Origin of the sequence: Sporosarcina sp. P33, assembly GCF_002077155.1 — a bacterium.
Taxonomy (GTDB): domain Bacteria; phylum Bacillota; class Bacilli; order Bacillales_A; family Planococcaceae; genus Sporosarcina.
Map to the genome: position 1 here is coordinate 2,512,619 of NZ_CP015027.1, position 19,274 is coordinate 2,531,892.

Genomic DNA, 19,274 nt, shown 5'->3' on the forward strand with positions numbered 1-19,274 from the left:
GCGCCTCCCAAGCGGTCGGCTCATTGCGGAAGCTATCCGCCAGCGCCGCAGTGGCTTCAAAGACGTACCCCTTCACTATTTACAATGACCTCAGCCCATGTGAACCAGTTATGAAACAGAAGAGGTGTCCGCAGTCTCGCTCAACCAGTACATAAAAAACAAGCCCCTCCCGGAAGCAGCACGATACGGCTTCTAGGTGGGGCTTGTTTTATGTCAGACGATGCGTCCGACTTCCTGCGACTGGCTTTCCAGGTCGGCGGCAGAGGAGGCGATGGAGCGGAAGTCGTTCATGGCGATTTCGATTTCATTTTGACATTGCACGATATTTTGCTGCGCTAATGACGTGCCATGCGAAATCACGCCGATGTCTGCGGTAATCGTATCTATGCCTTTGCGGACTTCCACGATGGAATCCTGCACATTCCCCGACAGCTTGCGCACTTCTTTAGCCACCACATCAAAACCACGGCCGTATTCACCGGCTCTTGCCGCTTCAATCGCTGCATTGAGCGCCAGCAAGTTCGTCTGACTGGCAATCGCGCGGATAGTTGTGACAATTCCTTGGATATCTGCGGAATGAGCCTCCAAGTTTTGTAATGAACTCGTGTTCTGCTCAGATACTTCTGCAATCCGTTCAATCATCGTCAATAACTCCATACTGCGATTCATCCCCGCATTTGCCTGGCGGCTGAGGTTCTCTGCCATTTCGTGCATTTCATTGACGACTTCGACAATGGTATTTTGCCGTTTGGTTATGTCCGTGGCAATTTTTGTGACGCCGATTACTTTTCTGTGTGTTTCATCAAAAACGGGCATATAGGTAGCTTCCAGCCAAACTCCCGAACCATCTTTTCTTTTTCGCTGAATTTTTCCCTGGTAGCTGATGCCTTTTTGGAAATTGGCCCATTGACGGTCATACGCCTTGCTTTCAAGGAATTCGGGGAAGCATAGTTTCTCATGCTGCATGCCGATCATTTCATCCGGTTCGTAGCCAACTGTATGTGCAAAGTTTTGGTTTACATAAGCAATGCGGTGATCCATGGTAAAGCGAATGATCGCTAAATTTTCTTCCAGCGCCTGAACAACTAATTGATCGGTCACTTGCAAATCGGTAGATTGTACCATGCGGCAGCCCCTTTAGACTTATTATTTTTAGTAAATCTTCTTCTCTCTATTAAAACACAGAGTCAAATGGAATAGAATGCTAATTAAAAATAAAATATGAAGATGGCCTGTCATTCAAATATCCTGTGAGGACAGGAGTCTTCACGGAAGTGCATGTTTTCAACTTATCAATATTTCGGCTATACTAGGGGTAGAAGCAGTTTGAAGATAGGATGTGCCAGGATGAGTCATGTAACTATAGAGAAATTAACTAAAACAGTTGGAGAAAAAACATTATTTCAAAATGTGGAATTCGGCATGCAGAGCGGGGACAAGGTCGGCCTGATTGGGATTAACGGCACCGGCAAGTCCACGTTATTGTCCATTTTAGCGGGAGAGTCGGAAGCGGATTCGATTTCGATGGATCATCCGAATAAATTCCAAATTGCCTATTTACCGCAAGAGCCTGTGGTGAATCCGGAACTGACCGTGATGGAAGCGGTGTTTGAGAGCGATGCCCCCATTATTCGTTTAAACCTGAATTATGAACATGCGCTGCAGAATCTCTCCTCTGATTCTGCTAATCCAGAGTTTCAGGAGCGTTTCTCACACCTGCAGAATGAAATGGATTCGACAGGCGGCTGGGATTTGAATGCACAGGCCCGGACGATACTGATGAAGCTCGGCATTGATATGTTTGATAAGAAAATGGGTGAATTATCAGGGGGACAGCAAAAACGGGTTGCGCTGGCTAAAGTGCTGATTGAACCGGCTGATTTATTGCTGCTGGATGAGCCGACGAACCATCTGGACGTTGCATCGATTCAATGGCTGCAAGATTTTCTGCAAAATGTCCAGGGGGCTGTATTATTCATCACACACGACCGATACTTCCTGGATCAGGTTGCCACACATATTTATGAGCTGGCCGATAAAACACTGTATTCCCATACAGGAAACTATGCAGATTATTTGGAAGCGAAAGCGCTGCGCGAGGAAATGAATGCATCTTCTGAGCAAAAAAACCGTAATCGTTACCGTAATGAATTAAAGTGGATACGCCGTGGAGCGAAGGCCAGATCGACGAAACAGAAAGCGCGAATCGGACGTTTTGAAGAGTTGGAAGAAAAGGTAAAGCAGTCGGATGGCTCATTGGACTTTGATATGGATCTGCAGACGACCCGCCTTGGGAAAAAAGTGCTGGAAATCCGCGATATTACCAAACGGTTTGGAGATAAAGTAATCCTGAATCCGTTTTCTGCCATACTCCAGGCGAAAGAGCGCATAGCGATTGTCGGTCCGAACGGAGTGGGGAAGACGACGCTTCTGCAAATGCTAGACGGAACGATTGAACCCGACTCCGGTGAAGTGGATAGAGGGTCAACTGTGAAGATTGCGCACTTCCATCAGCATATCCCCGCAATGAATGAGAATCAGCGAATCATTGAATATGTCCGTGAAACATCGAATGATATAGAGACAGGCAGCGGTGAGCGGCTGTCTGCGACACAAATGCTGGAACGCTTTCTATTCCCGTCTTCAGCACATGGAACACCGATCGGAAAACTTTCCGGCGGCGAACGGAAACGGCTGTATCTATTGAAACTGCTGATGGAGCAGCCGAACGTTCTATTGCTAGATGAGCCGACGAATGATTTGGATCTTGAAACGCTTTCTGTCCTTGAATCTTTCATTGACACGTTTGCCGGCGTTGTGGTGACGATTTCGCACGACCGCTTTTTCCTGGACCGGATCTCAAGAAAACTATGGATTCTTGACGGGTCGGGAGAAGTGGATGTACGGCTTGGCCTGTATTCCGATTATTTGAATGAAACGCCGGTAAAGGAAGACAAACCATCAGCAAAAGCGGAAATTCCGGCGGTGAAAGAGGAAAAGCCGAAAAAGAAAATGACGTATGCTGAAAAGAAGCAGTGGGAAACGATTGAATCGGATATTGAGATGCTCGAACAGAAAATTGCCGAGACAGAACAGCAGATGCTGACAGCCGGATCAGACTATGATCAACTTCGCAAGCTCGACGAACAGCTCGTGACACTCAATAACGAATATGAAGAATTGATTGAGCGCTGGTCTTATTTGCAGGAACTGGCCGACTAATGAATTGGAGGAGATTTTCTTGAAAATAAAATCGATTGAACCGACGCCAAGTCCAAATTCCATGAAAATTGTAATGGACACATCATTGCCGGACGGAACGAGTCATAACTATAAAAAGAAAGACGAAGCCCAGGCGCCTGAACCCATTCGTTCTCTTTTGGCGATCCACGGCATTAAAGGAATCTATCACGTCATGGACTTCATGGCGGTTGAACGAATCGGGAATGTTCCATGGGAATCAATACTTGCGGAAGTCCGCGCGATTTTAAATGAAGAAGATGGAACTTCGGAGCAAGCAGAAGAACCGCAAATAGATGAACATTTCGGTGAAGTGTATGTTCATGTCCAAACGTATAAGGAGATTCCGCTGCAGGTGAAAGTGTTCAACAGCGACGCCGAAGCCCGCTTTGGTTTGAGTGATCGTTTCGTTCAGGCGATGGAAACAGTACATCATTCGGAAGTGGAGAATTATATTTTGCTTCGTAAATGGGCTGATTACGGAATCCGCTATGGTGAATTGCAGGAAGTCGGCGACCAAGTCGTACAGGAACTGGAAGCTGCCTACCCTCAAGAACGTCTTCAGGAACTGGTGGAAAAAGCCGAGAAAGCAGACGAAGAAACAAAAGTACGGGGGCAAAAAGTGACAGTTGCTGAATTTAGCGTACCCGAATGGGAAACGCGGTTTCAGCTGCTTGATCAAATGCCTGACCCTGACGTATCTGATTATCCCGTGCTGACTCTTGCGCTTGAAGATGAGAAAATGTCGATCCGCAGACTCGCTACGGTATATCTTGGAATGATTGAAGACGAATCGGTCATTCCGTATATCGAAAAAGCACTGGAAGATAAAAGCTGGGCCGTTCGCCGTACAGCGGCAGACTGCATGAGTGATCTCGGCTATACAGGCTTTGAGCCCGCAGCAATCCGTCTGCTGCAGGATAAAAACAAGCTGGTCCGCTGGCGGGCAGCGATGTTCCTGTATGAAACCGGAACGGAACGCGCGCTGCCGGCATTGCATGAAGCAGAAAACGATACAGAGTTTGAAGTCAAACTGCAAGTTCGCATGGCTATTGCCCGCATAGAAGAGGGCGAGGAAGCACAAGGTTCTATTTGGCGGCAAATGACTGAACGAAGTAAATAAACTGGTAAAAGCCTTTGAAATCTATCGATGATTTCAAAGGCTTTTTTGTATGAAACTATTGACAGAGAATTTAAACAGGTATATGATGAAAGTAGATATTCGGAAAGGCATTCCGATAATCGTAAAAGAAATGTATATTGTGCGGCAGTAGAAGAATGGAGGGTTTTTATAATGTTCAACCTGGCTATTAAAAACACGGATGCTTTAAGGCCGGCATCTGAAGTAATGGACATCCGACGACTTGGCGTAATGCGTTCAACAAGTCTCAGCTTTTTACGCATTATGGTACGTAAAATGATGAATCAGGCTTGGGAGATTAAGCAGACCGCTTTTAATTTAGATGATGAAGGTTACGGAGATGCGCTGTATAGTATCACTACCCCGCAAGGACAGTATACATTTGTCGCATTATCCCGTGAAATCAGCGAAGAAACACGCAGTGACCGCGTGATTTCAGAAAGATGGGATGTTACATTTGCGCTTTGCGATGGACTGATTTCCGATAAAAAATTAAAACGAATGAAACAGGAACTTCCGAAACAGGAAATGGGCAGAGGAGATGTCACAGATCTCGTTTGGTCCAGAGCCAATAAAAGTGAGCGGGTTTTTTCTCATGTAGTGGAAGCCCTGTCACAGGGTGAACAGCCTGATGCAGAATTTATCTATGACATTGGCTATCTGTTCCGCACGACTGCGGTATACGGAAATGGGAAATTCGGCATTGCCCCTTACGAACATATGAAAGATAACCATACGTTCAGCGGTGCCTATCAATCACAAATGTTCGCAGTTTACATGCTGCGCCATTTCAGCTTTGAACTGGTTGAACATATTGCACGGAGAAAGAATCCCAATGCGGCTGTACTGAAGCCTGAACTTAAAAAACTGCTCGGTACGGGGAATGCAACAGGACTCGGGATGGTGCCTTACTTAATTTCACATCCGAAACTGCTTCACCAGTGGATTTGGATTCGTGAAGTTGCCTTGGCGCGTGCGAAAAAAATGCAGCCGACAGCAGACGATTGCAAACGCTTCATGAAGAAGTTGGAGCAAGTGCGTATTTTCTTTGAAGATGCTCCTGTTCCGCAAATGGAAGTATTTGCGAATCCGAGAGACTTGGCGAAAGAAGTCAAAGAGATTATCAATTTACTGAATACTATTTGTGCAAATATAGAGATGTCAGGGAAAGCTGCAGACAATATCTGGATTGATTTCACAGATCAGGTGAAAGACCAGTTCACAATGGAAGCACATGAATTGATCAATGCGGAATTGATTGAACTGTACCCTGAAGTGCTTGTCGATTTGGAACGTCAGACGAATGCGGACGACGGACTTCATTTAATTCCGGAAATGTCGATCGGCGCATTGCGCAGCATTCTCAAAGAGCAATATCAGTGGGCATTTGAGTATGACTTTACACAGCCTGAGTCCAGACACTATTTCTGGTACCGTTCTGCGGAAAAGGAAGAACCGCGTATTGGGGAACGTGGAATCGACCCGGGTGACGAACTGTATATGCCGATGAATATTGCGGAACAGGTCCAGCAGCTCGCAGCAGAAATGGAGACGGTGCCTGATGATCAAAATGTAGCCGCTTTCCTGCTGAAAAAGCCGGAATTCCGGGGAATCGTCAGAAGAATGCAGTCACTTGACGGGCTGGAGTACGGAGAAATACGAGCCAATTTGACGGGTAAAGAGTTACTCCCTGTCTATCTGCTGCGCTGTAAATTAGCACTTTACGGAGCGGAGCGCTATGACCCGAAATCTAATCGCTGGGTGCGGATTACGTTATTCCAAGGTGCGCCGTTAGTCGAAGAGATCGGCAAGACGCCATTCCAGGACGATTGGTTCTATCCATTATTACCGAAAGCGGAGGAGATCAAATGACTGTCGATATGAAAGATATGATTGTAATAGATGCGCTGGAACTCAGTAAATGGGACCGCGATTTCGTTATTATGCTGCAAAAAGGCGGAGTAACATGTGTGCACGCCTGCGTGGGTCTGTGGGAAAATGCGCGTGAAACATTAAGTAAAGTAGGAGAATGGCACCGCTTTTTCAAAGATCACAGCGATTTGATCTTACCTGTAAAAACAGGCGCAGATATTGAAACAGCAAAACGTACAGGCAAACTGGGGATTATCCTGGGAGCGCAGAACACATCAGCTTTAGAAGATGAGCTGGGACTTGTATCTGTATTCAATGAACTGGGCGTAAAAATTATGCAGCTGACATACAACAATCAGAACTTGATCGGCAGCAGCTGTTATGAGGAAACAGATCCGGGTCTTTCACGTTTCGGTAAAAACGTAATAGCGGAAATGAACCGTGTCGGAATGGTAATTGACTTATCACACGTTGGAACAAAAACATCCCTTGATACTTTGGCGCTTTCAAGCCGTCCGGTTGCGATCACACATGCAAATCCTGATTGGATCTATCCTTCAAAACGTAATAAGTCAGAAGAAATTCTGTCTGCGTTACGTGAAAATAAAGGAGTACTTGGTGTTTGTGCGTATCCTCACCTGATTAATGGCGCGGCTACTACTCTTGAGGAATTCTGTGATATGATCTCCCGTACGGCTGATTTCATGGGAATTGATCACGTAGGCATCGGGACAGACTTGACACATAATATGTCTACAGATTTCCTTGCATGGATGCGAATGGGACGCTGGACACATGAAATTGATTACGGTGCAGGTTCCAAAGCGAGCCCGGGATGGCCGGATTGGCCGGAATGGTTCCAGACGCCGGATGACTTCCCGAATATCGCGGATGGTTTGGAAGCCCGCGGCATGACGTATGAAGAGATTTCCAAAATCATGGGCGGTAACTGGCACCGGTTCTTTGCGGAAGGATTTAAGTCAGAGAAGGAGTTGGAGAAATGCGCGTCTCTCACTTAGAATTATATACTCACTGTAAAAAAATCTTCCAGGCCCTGGGAGTTCCTTACGGCTATGCAGAAGAAGGCGCAGAAACAGTTGCGAATGCAGAATTCCTTGGATTATACGGCCTGCAGCAGCTTTCTGATGAATTGCAGGATTTGCAGGGAGAGTTCGAAGAGCTTGAAATACTGAATGAATCTGATAATGTGACCGTTATAGACGGCGGTAAACAAAGCGGCATGCTGCTCGGAAAAGCGTGTGCAGATTATGTCATTGCCCGTTTGCAGAACCAGCCATGCGCTGCTGTTTGTGTGCGTGACACCAGACCGTCCCGCGTACTTGTGCAGCAGGCGATGTATATATCGCGAAAAGGGCTGGCCAGCATTATTGTATATAAGAAGCCAAGTCATTCTTCACTGATTATTTCATCACCTAATTCATTGTTCCCGATCATGATTCATAAGCGCAATAATGAAGATATCATGGAAGGAATCAATAAGGAGTTAGGGCTGACAGGAGACAGCAAACTGAAGTTGCCAGCAGTGACGACGAGGTTCTGTATATTTGGCACGACCAACATAGAGCAAATCGATGAATTGATGGATAGATTCCAGGACACAATAGACACGTCCTATATTTTGACTACAACAGATGATTTTGAGCAGAGATGGGAATCGGCCTGGCAGTTTGGCACAGAAGTCAACCGCGAACTATGGCTCGATCTCAATGAAACCGGCAAGCAGATATTAGTGGAGTCAACAGATCAATCGCGCGAACGCGGCGCAGGAGAATTGGCGTAAACAGAAATTTACCAGCTGGAGGAGAATATACATGATGACAGTTACAAACGAAGTAAAAGTATTGAAGAACTATATTAACGGTGAGTGGGTTGAAACTTCTGGAACAGATATGCTTGAAATCAAAAACCCTGCAAACACGGACGAGCTGATCGTAAAGGTGCAGCAGTCCAATGCAGACGATGCGCAGGCAGCAATCGAAGCGGCAGAAAAAGCATTCCCGGAGTGGAGCAAGACACCGTCACCGGCAAGAGGCGAGTATTTATTCAAAATCGCAGCGATCATGGAAGAAGAAGCAGATGAAATCGCACGCGTTATCGTAAAAGAAGAAGGGAAAACATACGCGGATGCGCTAAAAGAAGTAAATTACGCAGCTGGTATCGTCAAGTTCTATGCAGGCGAAGGGCGCCGCATGACGGGACGCATCGTTGAATCGGATATGCCAGGCGTACAAATCGAATTGCATAAAGAAGCACTGGGCGTTGTATTGGTTGTTACACCTTGGAACTTCCCATTATCGATTCCGGCTTGGAAAATTGCTCCGGCCATCCTTAGCGGTAACACAGTTGTATTAAAAGCATCTTCTGAAACACCATTGACTGCACAAAAATTCATTGAAATTGTTGAACGTGCGGGCGTTCCTGCAGGCGTAGTCAACCAATTGGTGGGACCAGGCCGTCTGGTGACAGATATGATCAGCCACCCTGCGGTTAAAGCAATTACGTTCACAGGTTCAAACCGTGTAGGGAACTTAATCTATAAAGAAGCAGCAAAAGATATGAAGCGTGTTCTGCTTGAAATGGGCGGTAAGAACCCATTGCTCGTTATGGAAGATGCAGACGTGGATGCGGCAGTTCAATTAGCGGTCGCAGGCGGATACGGTCAAACTGGCCAGGCATGCACAGCGACGAGCCGTGTGCTTGTGCACAAAGATATTCGTCAGGAATTCACGGATAAACTGGTGGAAGCTTCGAAGAAAATCAAAATCGGTAACGGCATGGATGAAGGCGTAACAATGGGCCCTCAAGTCAGCGAAGGCGAGCGCCAATCCACATTGGATCTGATTGAAAAAGCAAAAGCTGAAGGCGGCGAAATCCTGACAGGCGGAGGAATTCCAGCATTCGAAGGTTCGGATAAAGGATACTTCGTAGAGCCGACAGTAATCAGCGGTGTGAAGACGGACATGACAATCGCGCAAGAAGAAGTATTTGGCCCTGTCATCAGCATCATTGAAATTGAGTCCATCGACGAAGCAATCGAAGTGGCGAATGACGTAGCATTCGGTCTGTCAGCAGCAATTTGCACACGCAACCTGACATATATGAACCGCGCATTGAATGAAATTCAGGCAGGTATCGTCAAAGTGAATATGACAACAACAGGCACGTTCTTCCAGGCGCCATTTGGCGGCTACAAACAGTCAAGTACCGGCACGTATAAAGAGTTGGGCAGCGAAGCAGTTGAATTCTACTGCCAGAATAAAACACGTTACATCAACAGCAACTAAGCGGGATAAATTAAGAAGAGGAATAGCGTCAACTTTCCTCTTCTTTTTTATTCCTTACATAAAAGGAGTTCATAATGATGACTAAGACACCGGAAGTATCGTCCACTGTAGTGAGGGCAATATCCGTAATCAACTATCTGAATGATGTGTCGGGTCCGCAAGGTGTCAGTGATATCAGTAAAGGTCTCGGTCTGTCGACGACGATCGTTCACCGCCTTCTGACGACGTTGAAACTCGAAGGAATGGTGTTTCAGGATCCCCGATCAAAGCTGTATTCATTGGGCACGATATTTATAGACTATGCCAATAAAATTTTAACAGAAATGCCGATCGCGCCTGTTATCGAACCATGGCTCATGTCATTGCGAAATGATACCGGGGAAACAATAGGCTTTTATATGCCGACGGGCCATATGCGCGTTTGTGTGCTGGAGTATGAAAGTCAGCTGGAAATCAGGCGTTCTGTCGGAATCGGCAAACGGCTGCCGATTCACGTGGGAGCCAGCGGAAGAGCTATTCTTGCGTTCCAGTCCCCTGAATTGCAAAATCGTCTATTGTCCACATTGCCTTTAGATGAGCGTCAAGAATTGGAGCGTCTGCTGGAAGAAACGAGAAACCAAGGCTATGCCACAAATGAAGAAGAAATCACTACAAATGTAGCGGCGTTATCTGCACCGGTTTTTGACAAGGAACACCGTGTAATTGGTGCATTGTCTGTATCAGGTCCATTGTTCAGATGGAATCGGGAGACAATGGAACCTCATATTGCTGGGCTGCTCGCTGCAACAGAAGAAATCACCAATGCATTATGAAAAGGATGGGATATACATGAGACCAGAGGATAAATTAAAAGAGCTGGGTTTGGAGTTGCCTGAAAAACGTGCAAAAGGAGGAAACTACATCTCTTGTGTACGAACAGGAAATCTGCTATTTTTATCGGGATCACTTTCTTACGATGTAATCGGTAAAGTAGGGGACACGCTGACAATTGAAGAAGGCTATGCAGCTTCAAGACAGGCTATTCTGTTTGCACTTTCCACAATCAAAGAGGAAGTCGGCGAACTGTCGAACGTCACCAAGTTCGTCAAGCTGCTGGGCATGATTAACACGGCTTTTGACTTTACAGGCCAGGCCAAAGTCATGAACGGTGCTTCTGATTTACTGGTGGAAGTATTCGGGGAAGAAGTTGGCGCGCATGCCCGTACGGCAGTGGGGATGATGTTGCCGCGCGGAGCAGCAGTGGAGATTGACGTTATTGTCGAAGTGAAATAAAGTACTCCCGCTAGTTTACTATGTTCGTATTCTGACCTTGTCTTCCAGGCAAGGTTTTTTCTGTGTCATTTAGCTGAAAACTATATCTTTTATGGAGGACTAAAGGTATACTAGTGATCTACTCATAAATTACTAGGAGGGCCTATAGTGAAGAAGTCAGCAAGTCTTGCAATGAAACTTTCCGGACTAATCATCGGTTTGTTTTTATTGCTGTTTTTAGTTTATTCGATCGTTACCAGTGTTATGTTACATAAGCAAAGCATTCAGGATGCCGAAGAGTTCGCCTTAGAGAGTGCAAACAAAAATGCATTGGTTCTCAGTGCGAAACTGAGTGAAACGAATGAAATGCTGCGGACAACACGCCACATAATAGAATCGCTGCAGGCGGAAGGCGGCATGCAGCCTGACGAAGTCATTCAGATAATTAAGAAAAACCTTCGGAAGAATGAGGATGCAACCGGTATGGCAGCAGTGATCAATCAATCTGCATTTGCCGAAGGAGAAGTGATACCGAAAAATTTGCTCGATGACAATAAGCAATTCATTCCGTATATTTTTAAAGATGACGAAATAATTGGTGTAGAGCCGTTAAGCGGAATGGACGATTCGGAGGCTAACAGCTGGTACACCGTGCCGAAGACAGAAAATCGTTCCATTTTAACGGAGCCTTATTCCTATGAAACAAACGGACAAACCATTCTGATGACGACCATATCCGTTCCGATGACCGATGCTGCAGGAAATTACTTCGGTTTATTAACAACTGATTTATCCATTGAATTCCTGACAGACGTAGTGAAAACGATTCAGCCAAAGGGCGGCTATGCGTCTATCATTACCGACGGCGGATATATTACTGCAAACAGTTTAAAGCCTGAGCTAAATACTACGAATATGGCAGATGCAATCGATTGGCATGCGGCTAAATCCGTTCTCGATCAAGGTGAACTGACAAGCATGTATGTAGATTCCAAAAGCTTGGGGGAAAGCTCATTTAATGCATTCGCACCTATCAATTTAAAGGAAATCAATGAAAAATGGACGGTCCAGACAGTCACACCTAAATCAGTTATTTTAGAAACGTTCAGCGCGATTTTATGGATTACCATTATCTCTGCAATTATCATTATGTTATTAATGTCAGCCGCATCTGCAGCTTTCATCTATCGTCAGCTGAAGCCGCTGAAAACGCTGCAGCAATCTATGGAAACTGCAGCGGAGGGAGACTTGACGATGATGGTGGACGAAGAGCGCATCAGCCGCGATGAAATCGGACTAGTTTCGCTCGCCTATAATAATATGCTGCGCCGGACGAATGAGGCGCTGCAGACAGTTCAGCAGTCATCTGGACAATTAAGTGATTCATCATCTGAAGTAACACATGCCTTCGAAGAATTGGTGGCCGCCAATCAGGAAGTGTCAGTAGCGACAGACGAAATTGCCCAAGGAGCTTCCAAGCAATCTGAAGATACAGAACGCACGAGTCACCGAATTTCAGATCTGGCGGAGCGCATGGATCATTTGCATGAAATGTTCATGACGATGAACCAGTTATCTTTAGACGCGTCAAACTCCGCTGAAAATGGCATGAACGAAGTGAAAAAATTACGTGATCATAACATGGCAGCCAATGATATGAACAAAAAAGTACAGCTTCAAATTCAGACGCTGACAAGTAAAATTTCATCAATTAATCAAGTAATCCAGACACTGCACGACATCACGGCAAACACGAATCTGTTAGCGTTAAATGCCAGTATCGAAGCCGCGCGTGCGGGGGATAGCGGGAAAGGATTTGCGGTCGTAGCCAATGAAGTCCGTCAATTGGCTGAGCAGTCCCGCAGAGAAACGGAAGTCATCCAGGAAACGGTCAAAGAAATTCTTGCCGAATCTGAACAGACGGTAGAGGTCATCGAGATGAATATGAAATCGATGGAAGGCCAAAACCAATCCGTGACTGATACAGAAGCATCCTTTGTTCAGAATGCTGACATTACAGATCAAATCCGCAAAGCAATTACCGAGCTGTCGGAAGGACTGGCTGAAATGATGGAATACAAAGATGATGCAATTTTATCCATTCAAAATGTATCTGCCATTTCAGAGCAAACCGCTGCATCCGCAGAACAAGTCAGCGCATCGTCCGCTGCACAGCAGCACGAGCTTGAACAAGTCGCAAATTCCACAAACCAAGTGAATGAAATTGCCGGGGAATTACGGAACGTAGTCGATCGATTTAAATTATCATAAGTGATGGAATAACAAAAACAGAGGTGGGGAAGATGAATCCGCTTCTGTTTTTTGTCTGTGTGCAGACTGTTCTTTCTTTTATGAGAACCGATCAAACCATGATGCCTTTCTATTATGCATAGCGGCACACTTTTGGTACACTGAACAGATAAATAAGTCCACTAAGAAGGCAGGTGTGTGTATGGAAGAAGCAGCACTCATTAGTGTAGTATCCATTTTGGCTCTAGGAATCTTTTCACAGTGGCTGGCATGGAAGATTCAATGGCCGTCTATTTTCATCATGTCCATCGCAGGCCTGCTGATCGGTCCGCTCCTTGGCTGGGTGAATCCGGAAGTTGCGCTGGACGAGCTGTACAGTCCGCTTATTTCATTGGCAGTTGCTATTATTTTATTTGAAGGCAGTTCCAATCTGGACTTCCGGGAGATACGGGACATATCGAAATCTGTTTTCCGCGTCGTCACATTGGGTGCGTTTTTAGCCTGGATTCTCGGCTCGGTCACCGCACATTTCATTGCCGGACTTACGTGGGAAGTATCGTTCATCATCGGCGGACTGTTCGTAGTGACCGGTCCGACAGTGATTATTCCGCTGTTGCGAAATGCTAAACTGAAGCCCCGAACCGCAGCCGTGCTGAAGTGGGAAGGGATTATTGTAGATCCCGCAGGTCCGCTGCTTGCTCTATTTGCATATGAAGTAATCAAAGTAATCACCAATGAACATCTGTCATTGCATTATTTATTGAATTTCTTCGGCGGTGCTGCACTGGCTGCTGTCCTTGGATTGGTGATGGGATTGCTGATCAGTGTTATGGCAAATAAAGGACAGTTCCCGGAGTACTTGAAATCGCCGGTCATTCTGGCATTCGTCTTGCTGTGCTTTACGATGGCAGAAGTGATTATGCATGAAACAGGAATGCTTGCGGTGACGGTGATGGGTCTTGTGCTCGGACGCTCAAAGCGCTATGTTTCATCCATCGGAAACGTCGGACATTTTGTTGAAAACGTATCTGTCATGCTGACGTCCACGGTCTTTATCCTGCTGACGGCCTCCCTGGCGAGAGAAACGATTGCACAAATTTTCACGCTGCCGATTATCGGTTTCGTGGCGGTGATGCTGTTCGTTGTACGTCCGCTGTCCATTTGGCTTTCAACGATCGGGACCGAACTGGTATGGCGGGAGAAGCTGCTGATCGGCTGGATCGCACCCAGGGGAATTGTGGCTCTGACTGTGGCGGGGTATTTTGCTTCGACACTTGCTGACGACGGTTACGAAGAAGCTTCGCTGCTGACAGCCCTGACATTTGCTCTCGTATTCATTACGGTAATTGCACACGGCTTTACACTCGGCCCGCTTGCGAAAAAGCTGAACTTGGCAAGCAACGAGCCGCCCGGCGTACTCATCGTCGGTGCCAGCAGTTTTTCTATTTCTTTAGCGAAACAATTAAAGGACATGAATATCCCGGTGCTCATTGTCGACCCGTCACATGGACGTCTGCGCCCCGCTGTGGAAAGCGGCATCGACACCTTTACAGGTCAGATCCTGTCGGAACGTTCACGTTTCAGCATCGACTTGGCGCCGTATGACACCATTCTGTCGATGACGGGCGACGCTTCGTATAATGCGCTGATTACGCAGTCGTTTGCGCCAGAGTTCGGTTTTAATAATACGTTCTCGCTGACGGCTGTGTCGAATCATCAGATGAGCAAGTCGGCGCTGCCGATTTCATTGAAGGCTCATCTGTTGTTTGAAGAAGGGGCGACTTTCCCTGAGCTGAACCGGAAGATTAATACGGATTATGAGATTGGTTTGTTTGAGTGGGAAGGCACTGAGACGGATTTGCTGTTTAAGGATATTATCCCGGAGACGGCGACTGCGCTGTTTGTGAAGAAAAAGAATAATACGCTTGTTTTTGCTACGCTGCAGAAGAAGATTTCGCTGGATGCCGGGGATCAGTTGGTGGTACTGAAGTTGAGGCCTGGTGTTCCTGCGAATGTATAGGTTATAGGTGTATGAATGGAGCTGTCAAAGTGCTGGATGACTTTGGCGGCTCTTTTTTGCATGGTGTTGGGGCGTTGCTCGACTCGGTGTCGGGGTTTGAAGTTAGCGAGTGTCTGCTTTTTGGACCCGCGCAGGCACGTGGGGGATTGCCTTTCGTCATGAGCCAGCTGGCGAAGAGCGTGCCAGTTGTCTCATTGCGTAGCCATCCGCCAGCGCCGCAGTGGATCCAACGCCGTTCTATCTCTGTTTTGGGATCGTTGCTCGACTACTCGTTGTCGGGGATTGAAGTTAGCGAGTGTCAGCTGTTTGGACCCGCACAGGCACGTGGGGGATTGCCTTTCGTCATGAGCCAGCTGGCGAAGAGCGTGCCAGTTGTCTCATGACTTCGGCCGACCCCGCAGTTGTGCCTGCGCTGCTGAGTGGGAGGAAGCCAGGTTACTTTTTTAAAAGAGAAGAAGTGCAGTGACTGGTTGCCGACTGGCGTGTGCTTTAGCAAAAGCAGTGTCATTTTCGCTACCCCTTACTGAACGGAGGCGCCTCCCAAGCGGTCGGCGAAGTGATGAGACAGCCAGGTGCACTTCCTGTCTGGCTCATTGCGTAGCCATCCGCCAGCGCCGCAGTGTGTTCAATGCCGTTCTGTCTCTGGTTTTAGTGTCGTTGCTCGACTCGTTGTCGGGGATTGAAGTCAGCAAGTGTCCTCTCTTCAGACCCGCGCAAGCACGTGGGGGATTGCCTTACGTCATGAGCCATCTGGCGAAGAGCGTGCCAGTTGTCTCATGACTTCGGCCGCCCCCGCAGTTGTGCCTGCGCTGCTGAGTGGAAGTTATTCATGTACTCTCTTTAAAAGAGAAGAAGTGCAGTGATTCGATGCCGACTGGCGTATGCTTTAGCAAATGACGTGTCATGTTCTGCTTCCTCCTAACTGAACGGAGGCGCCTTACAAGCGGTCGGCGAAGTGATGAGACAGCCAGGCGGTCTTCCTGTCTGGCTCATTGCGTAGCCATCCGCCAGCGCCGCAGTGAGTTCAATGCAGTTCTGCTTCTCTAATAACAATGACGGCAACTGGTGCATTCCATTTTCGATGCAAAAAGCAGAAAGTCATCTGCACAGCACTTGCCGGTCACATTTTAAAAATCAGTAGCCAAAGTGATTTCCGCTCACTAAACGGAGGCGCCTTAGAAGCGGTCGGCGAAGTGATGAGACAGCCAGGCGGTCTTCCTGTCTGGCTCATTGCGTAGCCATCCGCCAGCGCCGCAGTGGGTTCAATGCCGTTTTGCTTCTCTAATAACAATGACGTCAACTGGTGTATTCCATTTTCGATGCAAAAAGCAGAAAATCATCTGCACAGCACTTGCCGGTCACATTTCAAAAATCAGTAGCCAAAGTGATATCCGCTCACTGAACGGAGGCGCCTTAGAAGCGGTCGGCGAAGTGATGAGACAGCCAGGCGGTCTTCCTGTCTGGCTCATTGCGTAGCCATCCGCCAGCGCCGCAGTGGGTTCAATGCCGTTTGACTTCTCCCGTTACAATGCTGTCACTCCGTACGCTTCCCGGTCAACACGGTCAGCTCCTCGCTGCTCTTCAGCAACTCAATAAAGACCTGCAGCGCCTTTGTTTGGAAGGGGGAGTTGGTCACGATGGAGAAGTGGCGCTTGAACGGTGTGCCTTTTAAAGAAAGAGTTGTTAAACTGCCGTAGCGCAGTTCCTTCTGGATGGCCCACTGCGACAGCAAACTTACGCCGAGACCCGCCTCGACAGACTCTTTAATCGGCTGCGTACTGCTGAACTGCATGATGCGCTTCGGATAGAACCCCGACTGGGAAAAGAACAGCTCCGCAGCTTCCCGTGTGCCCGAACCTTCCTCACGCAGCAGCCACGTATCATTCTCCAGCTCAGTAATTGCCCGTCGCCCTTTTTCTTTTGCCAGCGGGTGGCTGGGCGAGGTCACGACATACATGGCATCTTCTGCGAAATCTTCATTTTGCAGCGGAGCCGCTTCTTTAAAATGCCCTTCGATTAAGCCGACTTCCAGCTGATGGCTGATGACCAGCTCTGCGATGTCTGCTGTATTGCCGATTGTCACTTGCGGCTTGATCGACGGATAATCGGCGACTAGCTTAGACAGAATGTGGGGAAGGACATATTCCCCGAATGTGTAGCTCGCACCAATCGTGAGAGGTCCGCTAGCTTTATTGGCCAAGTCATCGACCAGGTTCTGCATCTTGGAATACAACCCGACGATTTCTTTGCCGTGGTGATACACAATTTCTCCGGCTTGGTTGAGCCGTACATATTTATTGGTGCGTTCAAGCAGACGCACCCCAATGGATTCTTCAAACGATCGAATGTACTGGCTGACGGCGGGCTGAGTCATGTGCAGCTCCTCGGCTGCCCTTGAGAAGTTTTTTCGTTCTGCTACCGTAATGAATACTAACAGTTGTTGATCGATGATGATTCAGCTCCTTTTCATGTATATGATTTTACTTATCATGCCTATTATAAATAGTTATTTCTCTTATAGCCAGTCATTTAATATACTGATAACAGGAGGTGTTGTTATCGTGATTTCAGCAAATATTACAACAGAGCAGCATACACCCCAGCATCCGCCTAAGTGGCTGGCCTGGGTCGGTGGTATAGCATTTACATTTCTTATAGCACTTTTAGGATTTTTCTTAGCAAAAGTACCGGGGTTCGATCATATTGGCCAGTTGGCATGCGCGATTATTATCGCAGTCGCATACCGCCAATTTTTCGGCTACCCGGAAATCATCAGAAGCGGAATTGTCTTTTCATCTAAGCGGCTGCTTCGGACGGCAATTATTTTATACGGCTTGAAGCTAAACATCAGCACGGTGTTAAGCGACGGCCTTGGATTACTCGCACGGGATGTCGGTGTCATCATTTTCGCTATTTTGATGACAGTATGGCTGGCAAAAGTATTTAAAGCGGATAAAAATATTTCCATGCTTCTCGGTGTCGGAACTGGTGTCTGCGGTGCAGCAGCTATTGCAGCAGTGGCTCCGATTATTAAAGCGAAAGATGAAGATACGGCGATCGGCGTCGGCATCATCGCATTAATGGGTACTATTTTTGCGATTGGCTATACGATTCTTCGGCCGATTCTTCCGCTGGATTCAATTGAGTATGGAATGTGGGCAGGAATCAGTCTCCACGAAGTGGCACACGTCGCGCTGGCGGGTGCGCCGGCAGGGGAAGACGGTCTGGCGATTGCGTTACTTGCAAAACTCGGCCGGGTCTTTCTGTTAGTTCCACTTTGCTTCATCTTCATTTTCCTGATGAAACGCAAAAACAAAGAAACAGACGAATCCAATGCGAAAATCGAATTTCCGTGGTTCTTGGTAGGATTCATCGTTCTTAGTATCTTAGGAAGCTATGTATTCGGTCATTCTATTCCTGTTTCGGACAACGTAATGCAAGGTGTATTCACACTGACGACATGGTTGCTGACAGCAGCAATGGTGGGGCTTGGACTTAATGTAAGTCTGAGAGATCTTAAAGACCGTGCGATGAAGCCGCTCGCTGCTATGGCGATTACATCGGTATTGCTTTCTGTCATCGCGTATTTTATCGTGTGATGAACAAGTTCAAAAATTATACAGTCAGTCCCGCAGAATGAATTCTGCCGGGCTGACTTTTTATTTGCAAAAAACTAGACTTTGCTGATTGACTTTATATAGTCTACCCCCTAAACTATTACTATTGGTTGAGGGGGTGGACTATTTTGAAAGAACAACTTCAGGAAGCGGTGGAACTATTTGAAGAAGTGATTATTTACGGCACTGAACATGTCGTTAAAAATTTGGATATGCCGATATGGAAAGACTATTCGCGTGAACAAATCCAAGTGTTGAAAATCCTTTCTGCCTATGGACACTTATCAAGCGGACAGCTGGCGGAAATTCAAGGAGTACATAAAAGCGCCATTTCGACCCGGCTCAAGAAACTGGTTGAAAAAGAACTTGTTGTGTCAGAAAAAGACCCGAACGATCAGCGGATTAACCGAATTGCACTGACTGCAAAAGGGTTGGAAGTGCTGTCTATTTCGGATGAAGCAATCTATGAAAGTGTCGAAAAGCTGTTCAAAGACCAGATTGATGAACAGGAGCTGGAGCAATTCATCGGCACATTTCGTAAGCTCAAATCAATTCTAGTAATGAAGGAGAGGTAATTT

Annotated in this window: 16 protein-coding genes; 13 read left to right on the forward strand and 3 right to left on the reverse strand. The window is 46.9% G+C overall.

Translation table 11 applies throughout. The annotated features are described in order from the left end of the window. Positions 1–213: 213 nt before the first annotated feature. Positions 214–1,125 (reverse strand): methyl-accepting chemotaxis protein, encoded by a 912-nt coding sequence (locus SporoP33_RS16535; protein WP_081243994.1) that lies wholly within the window; start codon positions 1,123–1,125, stop codon positions 214–216. A 222-nt stretch (positions 1,126–1,347) separates the two neighbouring features. On the opposite strand from SporoP33_RS16535, the gene SporoP33_RS12370 reads away from it, so the two are divergent. The 11 genes from SporoP33_RS12370 to SporoP33_RS16115 all read left to right on the forward strand — a co-directional run bounded on the left by SporoP33_RS12370 (position 1,348) and on the right by SporoP33_RS16115 (position 15,462). Further along, positions 1,348–3,222: an ABC-F family ATP-binding cassette domain-containing protein gene (locus SporoP33_RS12370; protein ID WP_081243995.1), complete on the forward strand. Its 1,875-nt coding sequence runs from the start codon at positions 1,348–1,350 to the stop codon at positions 3,220–3,222. A gap of 19 nt (positions 3,223–3,241) precedes the next feature. Beyond that, positions 3,242–4,363, forward strand: coding sequence for a virulence factor (locus tag SporoP33_RS12375; protein ID WP_081243996.1), 1,122 nt, complete (start codon positions 3,242–3,244; stop codon positions 4,361–4,363). A gap of 171 nt (positions 4,364–4,534) precedes the next feature. After that, a complete protein-coding gene (locus SporoP33_RS12380) occupies positions 4,535–6,253 on the forward strand; it encodes a hypothetical protein (RefSeq protein WP_081243997.1) in 1,719 nt (572 codons plus the stop codon). Next, a complete protein-coding gene (locus SporoP33_RS12385; RefSeq protein ID WP_081243998.1) occupies positions 6,250–7,272 on the forward strand; it encodes a membrane dipeptidase in 1,023 nt (340 codons plus the stop codon). Before SporoP33_RS12380 ends, SporoP33_RS12385 begins: the two co-directional genes overlap by 4 nt. Continuing rightward, the gene (locus SporoP33_RS12390; protein WP_081243999.1) at positions 7,254–8,054 is read left to right on the forward strand and encodes a DUF3726 domain-containing protein; all 801 of its coding nucleotides are present in this window, start codon (positions 7,254–7,256) and stop codon (positions 8,052–8,054) included. Before SporoP33_RS12385 ends, SporoP33_RS12390 begins: the two co-directional genes overlap by 19 nt. Positions 8,055–8,085: 31 nt before the next feature. Next, positions 8,086–9,558, forward strand: coding sequence for an aldehyde dehydrogenase family protein (locus tag SporoP33_RS12395; RefSeq protein ID WP_231293247.1), 1,473 nt, complete (start codon positions 8,086–8,088; stop codon positions 9,556–9,558). Positions 9,559–9,635: 77 nt separating this feature from the next. Next, a complete protein-coding gene (locus tag SporoP33_RS12400; protein WP_196796790.1) occupies positions 9,636–10,370 on the forward strand; it encodes an IclR family transcriptional regulator in 735 nt (244 codons plus the stop codon). 16 nt (positions 10,371–10,386) lie between these two features. After that, a complete protein-coding gene (locus tag SporoP33_RS12405) occupies positions 10,387–10,830 on the forward strand; it encodes a RidA family protein (protein WP_099662720.1) in 444 nt (147 codons plus the stop codon). A gap of 147 nt (positions 10,831–10,977) precedes the next feature. Beyond that, positions 10,978–13,080: a methyl-accepting chemotaxis protein gene (locus tag SporoP33_RS12410; RefSeq protein WP_081244002.1), complete on the forward strand. Its 2,103-nt coding sequence runs from the start codon at positions 10,978–10,980 to the stop codon at positions 13,078–13,080. A 181-nt stretch (positions 13,081–13,261) separates the two neighbouring features. Beyond that, the gene (locus SporoP33_RS12415) at positions 13,262–15,079 is read left to right on the forward strand and encodes a cation:proton antiporter (RefSeq protein WP_081244003.1); all 1,818 of its coding nucleotides are present in this window, start codon (positions 13,262–13,264) and stop codon (positions 15,077–15,079) included. Positions 15,080–15,258: 179 nt separating this feature from the next. After that, on the forward strand, positions 15,259–15,462 hold the full coding sequence (locus SporoP33_RS16115; protein ID WP_155961362.1) for a hypothetical protein: 204 nt from the start codon (positions 15,259–15,261) through the stop codon (positions 15,460–15,462). Positions 15,463–16,199: 737 nt separating this feature from the next. Here the strand turns inward: SporoP33_RS16115 and SporoP33_RS16120 are convergent. Together SporoP33_RS16120 and SporoP33_RS12430 are read right to left on the reverse strand one after the other, a co-directional pair. After that, positions 16,200–16,379, reverse strand: coding sequence for a hypothetical protein (locus tag SporoP33_RS16120; RefSeq protein ID WP_155961363.1), 180 nt, complete (start codon positions 16,377–16,379; stop codon positions 16,200–16,202). 234 nt (positions 16,380–16,613) lie between these two features. Next, positions 16,614–17,528 carry a LysR family transcriptional regulator gene (locus SporoP33_RS12430; protein ID WP_081244006.1) on the reverse strand — a complete coding sequence of 305 codons (915 nt, stop codon included), beginning with the start codon at positions 17,526–17,528 and terminating at the stop codon, positions 16,614–16,616. 112 nt (positions 17,529–17,640) lie between these two features. Here SporoP33_RS12430 and SporoP33_RS12435 point away from each other — a divergent pair, with 112 nt between their 5' ends. Beyond that, entirely contained in the window at positions 17,641–18,678 is a 1,038-nt protein-coding gene (locus tag SporoP33_RS12435) for a YeiH family protein (protein ID WP_369821933.1), read from the forward strand. Positions 18,679–18,824: 146 nt separating this feature from the next. Continuing rightward, positions 18,825–19,271 carry a MarR family winged helix-turn-helix transcriptional regulator gene (locus SporoP33_RS12440; RefSeq protein WP_081244007.1) on the forward strand — a complete coding sequence of 149 codons (447 nt, stop codon included), beginning with the start codon at positions 18,825–18,827 and terminating at the stop codon, positions 19,269–19,271. Positions 19,272–19,274 lie beyond the last annotated feature (3 nt).